Source organism: Calditrichota bacterium (genome assembly GCA_013112635.1).
GTDB lineage: Bacteria > Calditrichota > Calditrichia > Calditrichales > J004 > JABFGF01.
On the sequence record JABFGF010000002.1, the window covers coordinates 611,603 to 624,090 of the forward strand.

Here is a 12,488-nt window from a genome sequence, read left to right on the forward strand (position 1 = left end):
AAATCGTTCGGTTAAAAATTGTACTAAAGACGAGCATAACTTATAATCCAAACTGATCCACCAAATAAATCAAGGTTGCCATTGAAGCTGTACCCAATTCCAGCTCCCTTTTATTTACCGCGCTAAACACATCTGCCGGGGAATGGTGAAAATCAAAATAGCGCTGAGAATCTGGAACCAATCCAATCGTTGGTGTTCCATCAGCTTTATTAAGCGGGTTAATATCCGGTCCGCCATAACCCTTTTTTATTGATTCGATTGTGTAATCAGGAAAGTATTTTAACCATTCCTGCATTTTAGCCAACGTAGAGTCAGGCCCTTTTAAACCAAAAGCTCTTGGCGTAAATCCACCTGCATCTGATTCGATTGCAATGATATGTTTTTCCTTTTTATTAACTGCTGAATCAGCATATGTTTTTCCGCCCCTTAAACCATTTTCTTCGTTAATAAACATCACTGCCCGCAAGGTATGTTTTGGTTTATAACCCATCCGCTGCAAAATCTTTAAAGCTGAAATTGACTGCATACATCCTGATCCGTCGTCATGCGCACCTTGTCCTACATCCCAGGCATCTAAATGGCCACCAACAGCGATAATTTTTTCAGGATGCTCAGATCCCTTTATTTCTCCAATAACATTGTAGGATTTTGCATCGGGCAAAGTTTGACTGTTTATTTTTAGAAATAATTTTTGCTGTGGATTGCTTTCCAGGATTTCAGCAAGTTTATTCGCGGAATGATTTCCCAAAGCCCCGGCGGGAATTTGCGGTGCATCTTTTGCATAACCCAAAGTACCCGTATGTGGAAAGTCGTCATCACCAGATGAAACAGATCTGATTACCACAGCTATTGCACCATAACGAGCTGCCTGAGACGGACCTTTTGTACGTTGATTGACAGTTCCAACATACCCGGAAAATGTACGCAGATGCTTATGTTCAAAAGAACGGTTATAAAAAACAATTTTCCCTTCAATTTTTTCACGGCCTAATTCAGCGACCTCATCCAAAGATTGAACTTTTACTACCTCGGCTGTGATGCCTGATTCTGGCGTTGAAATGGATCTGCCAAGGGCCAAAATTGAAAACTCAACTTTGTTTCCATTTTTATCAACTATATATGCCTGCTCTTTTTCACCACGCTCCCAATGTTCTACCATTACATCTTGTAAAAAAACATTGTCAAAGCCAAAATCCTGCATAACCTGCTTTGTCCATTTTACCGCCCCATCGGCCCCTTTAGATCCGCTTAAACGATGAGGAAACTTTGTTGTTAATTCTTTTAACAATTTATGTGTCGGAGTTTTGACCAATGCCTCGCTATAGATTTTATTAATAAATGTTTTATGCGAATCTTTTGTCTGAGAAAAGAGAGATCCCCAAAATACAAATAGGCCAAAAAGAAGTGTATATACAAATGACTTGTTCATTAACCGTACTCCAATAGTTATGTAGAATGATCGTATAAAGAAAATAAGATGTTCAATATTCCTGCCCGGTGATAAAATTATTCTCCGAGTCCCAAATAAGTTTTGGAAGGTACTCTTCATCTTTTATGCCTGCCCATGCTCTTTCTTTGGGATAACCAAGTCCATGAGAAATGTAAAAAACCTCATCTATTTTCATAAACCGGTTTCTATGCTGATGTCCATATATATGTGCCGAAGAACCAACCTGCCTTAGCTGTTTTTCCAGACCTGCCGTACCGGCAACACGACTAAAATTAAATTTTGGCGCCGGATCTTTAAAACCTGCTTTTTTTAAATCAGCCGGTTTCTTTTTTCCAAAAATCAAATCCTGCCGTGGTAAAAAGTGGCTAAAAGAAATAGTGACTTTACCATCTTCTTCAATTTTCCAATTATTCATTTTAAGAAAAAACTCGGCAGCATTGGCAAACCCATTCCATTCAGGCCATTTTACAGCGTAATTATCAACCCACATTCCCAAATTTGGATCTTCACCGGGTTTCGGTAAAAACAGGCTTTCAGGGCCTTCTTCAGGTTTTAAATACCAGGAAAAAAGAGGTTGAATTCTGATTGCTTGCTTTTTATTGCCAATCATAAAAGGCGATGTTTTAACACCAAGAGTAGAACAGATACTTATCAGCAGGTAAAACTTTTCAAGTGAATTTTTACTTTCCTTTTTGCGAATCCATAAATCATGATTTCCCGGTACAAAACTGACATGGGCAAATTTTCGAACAAGGTACTCAAGAGCTTCGGCAAACTTTAAAACATTGTCCGATACATCACCGGCAACAATCAAAACATCATCTTTATAATCAGAATTTGAAAGGCCTTTAACCCAATTCATATTTTGATCATAGTCTACATGTAAATCGGAAATGGCGAAAACCCGTGTCATAATCTTTTGCTTATAAGTGATGCCAACGAATTCCCAGAAAGAGAAGTCGGCTTAAAAAACTCAACTATTTTAAAAGGATGAGTTTACGGGAATGTGAGGAAAAATCAAAATTGACACGCAGATAATAAAGTCCGGATGCGGCAATGTCATTGTTCTCCGTAGAACTATCCCACATAAAAGAATATTTTCCAGCCGTTTTATGATCACTTAGAATAGTTTTTACCAGACCTCCGGAAATATCAAAGATTGAAATATTTATATAACCGGGTTTTGCCAATTCAATATCAAAGTGGGTTTGACCATTAAAAGGATTTGGATAGTTTTGCGAAATGTTAAAAGAGTTCGGATGATTTAAAGCAGGTTCTTTTTCAATCGGATTGGCTTTTTGCGAATCGAAATAATAAAGGCCGCCGCCTTGTGTTCCTGACACGATAGAAGTAAAACCTCCATAAAGATTTGCCATTGCCGGTGCAGCAATTTTTTGAGCTGTTAAAAGTGTTTCTTCAATTTCGTTAAAAAGAATTTCACTTTGAGTAGAGTTATTCTTATAAAAAAATATTTTGCCATCACTGTTGCCTATCAAAAGGTCAGAATCCCCGTCATTATCAAAATCATAAAAAGACGGTTTTGCAAATGATCCGACATTTATCCCTGCAAATGAATTACTTTCCAAAGAAAAATCAGGGCTGTTTTTATCACCATTGTTTTTATAGAAATTCAGATTTCCATCAGACTCGCCAATAACCAAGTCGAAATCCTGGTCATTATCTAAATCTGCAAAAGCCGGAACACTGGTCGCCCCGACATCAATATCTGCATAACGGCTGCTAACTAATTCAAACTTAGCATTTTGTGCTGTGCCGGTATTTAAAAAATAGGCCAGTTTCCCATTTATCCTGCCAATGAAAAGATCAAAATCTCCATCAGCATCCAAATCTGCAAAGGCTGGTGCATAATTAAACATGTTTTCAACTACAACATAATCTCCTTCTATCCATAGAAATTGTGGATTTAAAGAGTCGCCAATATTTTTAAAGAAAAGAAGTTGTCCATGTGTAGCAGATGCAACCGGTTGCGTGTTATTACCAACAAATAAATCAAGATCGCCATCGGCATCTATATCCACAAAAGTAGGTACGGATTGTTCTCCTGCATCAAACTGGTTTATAAAAGTACCCGTATTAAATACAAACTCTGCCTGCTCTTCTGAACCAAAGTTTTCATAAAAAAGAAAATTTTCCACTACATTTTGAGTAAATGAAAAAAAGCCGCCATGTACTGTAACAAAAAGATCAAGATCATTGTCATTGTCTATATCCACAAGCTCCGGGACGTTAAAGCCACCTGTTTCTACCGGTCCCGTGTCAGGATATTCATCACTTGCCTGTCTAAGGGAAGTTGAATCGCATCTTCCATCATTTTCAAAATAATAAAGACCTCGTGAAAAAAAATCGCCATAAAGCAATTCTGCCGGCCCATCGTTGTTCAAATCACCAAAAGAAAGACTGTTTGCACCATGATGTTTTGTGTTTTTTGAGAGGCCTCCCCCGATAATTAATATATCCTGGTAACTATCGGTAGCAAACTTAAACTGTGGAATCTGGTCAGGCGGGTTGGCGATATTTTCATAAAAAGTGATCGTCCCTGTTTGGCGGCCAAGAAAAAGATCCTTATCACCATCGCAATCAATATCAAAAAAGTTGGGAATACTCGTTAATTCCGAGATGATCAAATCCCCGGCAGAGTCACGCAAAGTATCCGCCTTAAGGGTTAAAATTCCGTTTTGATTTTGATAATAACTTACCTGTTCTTGTTCACCCTGGCTAAATAAATCGATGTCTCCATCGTTGTCAATATCCACAAAACGATACCAGGCACCATGATTTTTCATGAGCCAATCATCCGTTTGCCAGGTAAATTCTGGATTTTGAGCTGATGCTATGTTTTCGAAAAAGGTTATCCGGTCATCAATTTCCTGTACAAACAGGTCCTTGTCATTATCATGATCTATGTCTATAAATTGAATGCGCGGAACATTAAAGCCACCGATAAATGGCTGTTTAAAAACAAATCCGTTTTTATCCTTAACAGGAAAAGGATTTATTTTGCGCTCAAATTGTAATTCCTGTGAAAACAAATTGATTGAAAAAATAAAAATTAAAGAAAGTGATAAGAGAAATTTTAACACGTGAATTTATGATCCTATTCCAGATGGTGTTTTACCAACTTCAATAACTTTTTCGATTGTATTACCGGAAGTGTTAATTACTACTACTGTTCCGGTATCTGATGCATTACCAGATGAATCATTTGGAATATAATCACCATTTGTGTTTTGGTTGGAAATAAAGAGATATTTTCCATCTTTAGATAATGCGCTTCCATGCGGAGAAGCCAGGCCATTTCCGGTAATGTTAACAACATTTTTAGTGACAATATTTACAGCCGAAACAGAGTTTGACATTTTATTGCCTAAATACAAAGTTTCACCATCATTAGCCAAAACGGGATGCCACGGAGCATTTCCAACATCAATGGCCTGATCAAAAGAAAGCAAACCTATCGAATCGAGATTAAAAAAAAGCAGCTGATTTGAAATCTGTCCGGTTGCAAAAAGCTGTTGGTCATCTGAAGAAACTTCAAACTGAACAAGTACATTATTATCCCCGGCAAATGTAGAAGTCTCTTCAAGCTCATCATTACCGGCATTTATGACAGCAATTTTATTTTCTACAAGGCTACCGGAATAAAGGAATTCACCATTATTCTGAATCATCAATGCATGAGGGCGGGCAAAAGGAAGAGGGATTTCTGTAACCGTCATTGTTTCCGTATTAATTGAAATTATAGATGACGGCGGATTTGGTGCTGTCATCGACCGGCCGGCATACAATTTTGGCATATTAGGATGTAAAACCAGCATTCCGGGAGTTGGTGTATCAGCAGTTCCCAAAAGTTCATTTTCCTTGTTAAACTTTAAAACCTTGCCATCAGCGATTAAACTTACATACCATATGTTTCCATCTTCTTCAACAACAATGTGGTGCGGCTTAGAGCCTGCGCTAAAACCATAATCCACCAAATTAAGCGTTTCAATAATTTCATGTTTCTGTGCATCAATGATTGAAATTGTGCCTTCACCCTGGTTGCACACATAAATGGATTCAACAGAACCATCATTTGAAGAAGTTGTTTCACTGCATGAATAAACAAAAATGAGTAAAAACGAAAAAATTGCGGACTTCGCTATAATTGATTTCATTTTATCCTTTTCAATATTTTAGATTTAAACTAAAACAAATGGGAGCCAATTTAAAGCTCCCATATTTTGGTGATTCCAATGCATTTTAGAAAACTGTTAATTTTAAAACTAACTATTGAATTAAAATCATTCGTTTAACACTTGTAAATTGCTCGGTCTGCAGTTTGTAAAAATAAATTCCGGATGCAAGATTTTCTGCCACAAAGTTAACTGAATGGAGGCCTTTGTTTTGCTGCTCATTTACAAGCGTTTTAATCTTTTGGCCGGTAAGGGAGAATACTTCAATCTTTACATTTGTCTTCTTGGGCAGATTGTATTCAATATTTGTTGAAGGATTAAACGGGTTTGGATAATTTTGTTTTAGCTGAAACGTTTCAGGGTTTCCGGATATAATTTTATCAAGCGAGAGAGGACTATCAAACCACTCAGAAATCCTGGTTAATAAATCATCCCTGGATATATAGCTGTCATTATTTTGGTAAACAGCTTCAAGGCCAAATCCTGCAAAGAAAAGTTTTGAGTTGTAATCCGTGTATTCAACACCGACAGCACCATATTTTCCATTTGAGTTACGATACTCAAATACAGGTTGCGCCTGGTTGCTGCTATCCGGCTCAATTGCATCAGGTGAAGTCTGGTTATTTGCAGCCTCCCCACTAAAAATGCCAAGGAATGTAACACCATCGCTAATTTGATGATGCCGACCACTCAAAATTTTAGTTCCCATATTTTCAATATAGTTAACATGAATCCAATCCTGTAAAAAGGGGTTGACTGTGCTGTTTAAGTGTTCGGCTATATTTTGTCCTGATAAAATAACATTTCCACCATTCATTAAATAAGCTTTAATTGTGTCAATTTCTGCCTGAGAGATTACATCATCAATGGCATCACCAGTCATCCAGATAATAAAAGAACCACTTAATTTTTTAATTCCGTCTACCGAAGGTAAACCGCCACCGTTCGATACATTATAAATGTACTCTTTTTTTCCTATTTGATTTAGCGACTCTTTGATAAAATCCCCATAATTTGAGTTTGGATCGTTGTTTACCACCAAAATATCAGCATCGGTTATACTCAACGTTACCTCTAATTCATTTATCGCCACTTCATCCAGTATAAACTCCGACTGCTCATAAAAAGCATAAGGGAATGTGCCAATTTTTAAATTTAAATAATTTACAACATCACTGTCCGATATATACATATCTGTGATTTCAATAATTCCATTCTCATCAGAATACTCACTGAATTGTTCATCATTTTCCAAAAAGGTACTTGTCATAATAAAAGTAGATAAAACATCTTTTATTGGTTTTCCTTGGTTGTCTTTAACAGTAATCCTAAACGTTGTTTTTGGCGCTTTCTCAAGCTCAACATTTATCGTATGTTCAACACCTCCACCTAAAATTATTTCCTGTGAAAAATTTTTGTATCCAATAGCAGAAAAAGTCACATTTACAGTGTCAGATAATCCAAAACCAATATTATAAAATCCATTTGAGTTAGTAACTGTATTTATATCAAAACCTTTAAATTGGATAACTACACCTTCCAAAGGAAGACCACTTTCTTTATCTGAAACTATTCCATCAAAGAAATCTGCCCTTGCATTGTTGAATTTTACAACAAAAAAACCTCGGTCCATGTCACCTAAATAAATATTACCCGATTTGCTATGGGGGAAAACGCCCCAATTTCCATTAAAATCCGGATTATTACTTTCGGGATATGTATCAAAATAACCCACCAATGTGGCTCGTGTAGGATCGTGAATATCCAGTATTGATAATCCTGATTCGTAATGTGCAAGGTACACATAGTCACCTTCAACATGAGCATTATGCTGTAAACGACTTGGCCCAAGATATTCAGACACAAGTTCAATATTGTCCAAATCAGTTATATCCCATATTTTTAATGTTTTATTTGCTGTTTCTTCTGTAGTAACCAAATAATCACTATTTTTTGATAACCAAGTATTATGAACATAACCAGCGTTTGGCACCTGAATTTCTTTAATGGTAGTTGGATTGTCAGGATTAGAAACATCATAAAAACCAAGTGTGCCGCGTCTGCCTTGTGCAGTATATGCAGTATTGTTCCGTACATATAGGTCGTGTGTTTCAGTACCGAAATCTTTAACATGAACAGGTTCTTCAGGATTTTCCAATGAAAAAATGGAAACTGCACCCGATGAAGAAGCATTGGCCAGGTACATGGCAGCTGTTGTAGTATCAATATAGAGATTATGGAAGTTTGGGACCTCAAGGTTTGCAACAAACCGAACACTATCCGGGGCTGTCGAAAGATCGAGGATAACCAAGCCACCTTCAGTATCGTTTACAATATACGCATAATGTTTGTATGTTTTAATATCCCGCCAGGCAGAATTGGGCCCAGGAAAAAAACCAATTTCTACAATATCATTGGGATTTGTAACATCAAAAACAGAGACACCGTTAAAGGCACCGGATATTGCATAAAATCTTCCATCCGGGGCATCATAACCCCACACATCACTCATATAACCTCGGCTAGAAAAAGTATCCAAAACTTCGATGTTTTGGCTAAATGCAAAACTTAAAAAAAACAAAATAGTACATAAAATCTTTTTCATACATATTCCTTTAGGTTAAATAATTGGGGCCTAATAGTTACAAACCAAAAATGGATTATCAATTAGAAACTGTTAAACCGTAGACATTAATGAGTGATCGCTCAGTTTCTTCTGATGATTAGTTGAGTTTTAGTTATAAATTATGAATCTACTGTTAAATACTGAACACTAAATAGCTCGGCTTCATCAATCCAAACATTTTCAACTGAAAATCCGGCATCATTGGCGATATTCTTAAACTCATCCAGACTATATTTATAGGATGATTCTGTCCAAATGCTTTCATCTTTATTAAAAGAAATAATAGAACCGTTTAATTTTACAGTTTGGTCTTTCTTGCTTATCAAATGCATTTCCATTCGACCTTCTTTTTTATTATAAAACGCATCATGCCGGAAATCATCCAAGTTGAAATTGCTTCCTAATTCTTTATTAAAACGTTTTAGCTGATTTAGATTAAACTCTGCTGTCACACCACGTGAATCATTATAAGCATTGTTTAATAGCGATGTATCCTTTTTAAGATCTACACCTATCAATAATCCGCCATTTTGCCCGGAAACTTTTGCAATCCTAGATAGAAATTTAAGAGCTTCGTCTCTATGAAAATTGCCAATGGTTGATCCTGGAAAATAAACAATCTTGTGATCGATTGTGTTTTTAGGTTCAGGAATTAAAAATTCTTTATTGTAATCCGCACATACCGGAATGACTTCCAGATGCTTATATTTTGCAGCAATTTGGGCAGCGCTTTTTGCCAAATGAGAACAGGAAATATCTATAGGAACATAGGTGCAAATTCCCTTAACATGATCAAGGATAATCTTAATTTTATCGCTACTGCCGCTGCCATATTCTACAAACATTAGTTTTTCACCCATTACATCAGACATTTCCTCAAAATTGTCATGCATTATGGAAAGTTCTGTACGAGTAACATAATATTCATCGAGAGTGCAAATTTCATCAAATAATTTCGATCCGCGTTCATCATAAAAATATTTACACGGTAATTCTTTGCGGGATTTACTTAATCCCTCCATAACTTCTTTGTACATCAATTTTAAACCGACTGATTTATCTTTAATTAAAATATCGCTGTCCATAATAGTCCTTGATTTTTCCGGGATTGTTCAAAATAAATCTGGTTAATTAATTGGTTCCTATGAACTCATTATTTTTCAACTTCTACGCCACGCCAAAAAGCAATATGGTCTTTTATCTCTTTGGCTGCATCTTTGGGGGCCGGGTAATACCAAGCGGCATCATTATTTTTTATGCCATTAACAACCACAGTATAGTAGCTGGCTTCGCCTTTCCATGGACATGTTGTATGTGAGTTACTTTTTTCAAAAAATTCTTGTTTTATAGAACTTGGCGGGAAGTAATGATTTCCTTCCACAATAATTGTTTTTTCACTTTCAGCTAAAACCTGGTCTTTCCATATTGCTTTCATATTAATTCTCCTTTTTTATGCATAAATTATTAGTCGCACAATTAAGAGAAAACTATTCACAAATGTATCACCATGTAACTGAGTTTTATTACTTTTAAGAATCCTTTTCTTTAGATTCCTGAAATCTGATCGGGCCAAAATTTTCCGGAATTTTCCCCTTCATTCCATCATAAAATTTTCTAATCAACTTAAAATCTTCTTCCATATTTCCTGATGGCAGAAAACCCGGTTTAATGCCACCTACTTTATTTCCATAATCGAGAAAACCAAAAGCGATGGGAATCTTTGCTCCATTGGCAATATGATAAAACCCTGATTTCCAAAACTCTGTAAAACTTCGCGTTCCCGATGGCGCAATCACAAAAATTAGTTTTTCCGATTTATTAAATATTTCAATAATCTGGTCTGTAAATTTTGTCCGCGAACGCCGGTTGACCGGAATTCCGCCAAGCCAGCGTAGATATTTTCCATGCAAACCTTTAAACAGATTATCTTTTGCGGCCCAGTTAAGTTGCCTGCCAATAACAATGGAAATAATCAGCATTAGCGGTAAATCCCAATTGGAAGTATGCGGCTCGGAAATTAATAGAAACTTCTTTTCTTCCGGTATTTTAAAATCAACTTTCCAGCCGATTAATTTTAATACTACTTTAGCAAACAATCTTGAAATAGGATTTTTATGCTTTGTTTTCTTTTTGACTTCTATATTCATATCCGATAAACTTCTACCTACTAATTATTTTTGGAATTCTTTTTTTATCAAATCGTCCGGCCAAATATATAGCAGAAATAATTATTGTACCACCTATTATCATTTTTAAAAAATCACCACTCTCTGAGAAAATAAAAATAGAAAATGCAACTCCAAGAGGAACTTTCAAATTATTAAAAACTGCCAAGGTACCTGCATTAACTTTCACAGCCCCATAATTCCAAAGGAAAAAACAAATACCGGATGCCAGTATTCCAAGGTAAAGCAATGTATAAAAATGTGTTGTGGTGATGACTAATGAATCCCAATCAGTCATAAAAAAGGAATTTGTCCCACTGATAATAAAAGCGCCAAAATAAAGCCAGCTAAATAAATGAACATCTTTAACATTCAAAAAATTCTGTCTTATTTTTTTATAATAAACCTGGCCGACTGCAAAGCAAATATTAGAAAGCTGCATTAGCAAAAATCCAAGCTGAAACTTTACATCCGGGATATTTTTAAAAACAATTATTGCTGCGCCAAAGATGGATAGGATGGCCATTAGTAAAAAAAACAAATGAAAACGTTTTGATAGAATATCATTTATTAAGGTAACATACAGTGGAGTAAAAATTGTAAACAGGGCTATTTGCCAGGCCTGCAAATAATTATAAGCATAAATGTAAAAAATATACATCAAACCAAACTGAACTGCCCCTACTGTCATTAAAAGCAAAAGCTGTTTGGATTGGAATTGCTTTATTCGCAAAAACGCACCAAAAAAAACAAACGATATCGACAGGCGGGCAAATGCGATAAAATGAGAATCTAATCCGGCCAGGTTGCCTTTTATTAAACCAAACGAAAGTGCCCAAATTATTGAAACAATTAATAAATAAATCATAAGAAGTTAATGAAAAATTAAAAGCAGAAAACATGGGAAATCCCAGGCAAAAAAACAAATTATTTTCACATATTGTTTATAAGCCAAAAGATTGGGGTGAATAAAGAACAATCATATTCATGCAAGACTAAAACCTATTGTTCGTCTATATGCGATTGCTTAAATTAGTTGACCGAAAATAATGGAATGATATGGCAGATTTAAAAAAAACTCAAAAACAGCATCAAGATGAATACATCTCACGGATAAACAAAGCAATTGATTATATTGAGCAAAACTTAAATAATGAGCTTTCTTTAAATACTGTTGCGGAAAAAGCAAATTTTTCACCATTCCACTTTCACCGTTTATTTGGATCAATCATTGGAGAAACCCTAAACCAATTTATTAACCGTCTTCGATTGGAGAAAGCAGCTTCGCAATTACTAAATAATCCTAAAAAAATGATTACTGAAATAGCTTTCGATTGCGGCTTTTCCGGTTCAGCAACCTTCGCCAGGGCATTTAAAAATATGTTTGGAATAAGCGCTACAAATTGGCGTGATAATGGTTATAAAAAGAATAGCAAGATTTGTAAAACAGAAAACAAAATAAGTCAATCAAGAAACAAGATCTGGAAAGAAAGTACGATTTCAGCCATGTATATTGATCCTGTTAACAATAACCTAAATTGGAGGATCAACATGTTAGATAAAGCAAATATCCAGATAGAAGTTAAAGATGTGCCGGAAAGGCATATAGCATATGTTAGGCATATTGGCCCCTATAAAGGCGACTACAATTTATTCGAGAATATGTTCAACAAACTATCGAAGTGGGCAGCTCCGCGGGATCTTTTACAATTCCCAAAAACAGAAATGATGTGCATTTATTATGACGATCCTGGGATCACTGCTGAAGACAAATTAAGGGTCGATGCATGCATAACCATTTCACCAGAAACGCCAGTAGACGGAAGTATTGGTAAAGCAACTGTCCCCGGAGGAAAGTTTGCCGTGGCTCATTTCGAGATTGATTCTGATGAATATGAATCAGCCTGGAAGGTAATATATGGGGATTGGTTGCCACAAAGCGGCTTTCAACCGGATGACCGGCCCTGCTATGAATTATATCTGAATAACCCAAAGGAACATCCTGAGAATAAACATATTGTTGATATTTATGTGCCTGTAAAACCATTGTAATC

10 protein-coding genes are annotated in these 12,488 nt (G+C 35.9%); 1 reads left to right on the forward strand and 9 read right to left on the reverse strand.

Annotated elements, in window-relative coordinates; genetic code table 11:
• Nucleotides 1-40: 40 nt before the first annotated feature.
• From HND50_07775 to HND50_07815, 9 genes are all read right to left on the reverse strand, one after another.
• Nucleotides 41-1,429: a M20/M25/M40 family metallo-hydrolase gene (locus HND50_07775; protein NOG45113.1), complete on the reverse strand. Its 1,389-nt coding sequence runs from the start codon at nucleotides 1,427-1,429 to the stop codon at nucleotides 41-43.
• 52 nt (nucleotides 1,430-1,481) lie between these two features.
• Nucleotides 1,482-2,363, reverse strand: coding sequence for a hypothetical protein (locus tag HND50_07780; protein NOG45114.1), 882 nt, complete (start codon nucleotides 2,361-2,363; stop codon nucleotides 1,482-1,484).
• Between the two features lie 64 nt (nucleotides 2,364-2,427).
• Nucleotides 2,428-4,551 carry a T9SS type A sorting domain-containing protein gene (locus HND50_07785; GenBank protein NOG45115.1) on the reverse strand — a complete coding sequence of 708 codons (2,124 nt, stop codon included), beginning with the start codon at nucleotides 4,549-4,551 and terminating at the stop codon, nucleotides 2,428-2,430.
• 6 nt (nucleotides 4,552-4,557) lie between these two features.
• Nucleotides 4,558-5,625 carry a beta-propeller fold lactonase family protein gene (locus tag HND50_07790; GenBank protein ID NOG45116.1) on the reverse strand — a complete coding sequence of 356 codons (1,068 nt, stop codon included), beginning with the start codon at nucleotides 5,623-5,625 and terminating at the stop codon, nucleotides 4,558-4,560.
• Between the two features lie 112 nt (nucleotides 5,626-5,737).
• Complete coding sequence (locus HND50_07795; protein ID NOG45117.1) at nucleotides 5,738-8,248, reverse strand: choice-of-anchor B family protein; 2,511 nt, start codon at nucleotides 8,246-8,248, stop codon at nucleotides 5,738-5,740.
• Between the two features lie 140 nt (nucleotides 8,249-8,388).
• Entirely contained in the window at nucleotides 8,389-9,354 is a 966-nt protein-coding gene (egtD, locus tag HND50_07800) for an L-histidine N(alpha)-methyltransferase (GenBank protein NOG45118.1), read from the reverse strand.
• Between the two features lie 68 nt (nucleotides 9,355-9,422).
• Nucleotides 9,423-9,704, reverse strand: a complete 282-nt coding sequence (locus tag HND50_07805) for a DUF427 domain-containing protein (GenBank protein NOG45119.1) — start codon at nucleotides 9,702-9,704, stop codon at nucleotides 9,423-9,425.
• A 94-nt stretch (nucleotides 9,705-9,798) separates the two neighbouring features.
• Entirely contained in the window at nucleotides 9,799-10,416 is a 618-nt protein-coding gene (locus tag HND50_07810; protein NOG45120.1) for a glycerol acyltransferase, read from the reverse strand.
• A gap of 13 nt (nucleotides 10,417-10,429) precedes the next feature.
• On the reverse strand, nucleotides 10,430-11,302 hold the full coding sequence (locus HND50_07815; GenBank protein NOG45121.1) for an EamA family transporter: 873 nt from the start codon (nucleotides 11,300-11,302) through the stop codon (nucleotides 10,430-10,432).
• 191 nt (nucleotides 11,303-11,493) lie between these two features.
• On the opposite strand from HND50_07815, the gene HND50_07820 reads away from it, so the two are divergent.
• Nucleotides 11,494-12,486 carry an AraC family transcriptional regulator gene (locus tag HND50_07820; protein NOG45122.1) on the forward strand — a complete coding sequence of 331 codons (993 nt, stop codon included), beginning with the start codon at nucleotides 11,494-11,496 and terminating at the stop codon, nucleotides 12,484-12,486.
• The last annotated feature ends 2 nt before the right edge of the window (nucleotides 12,487-12,488 follow it).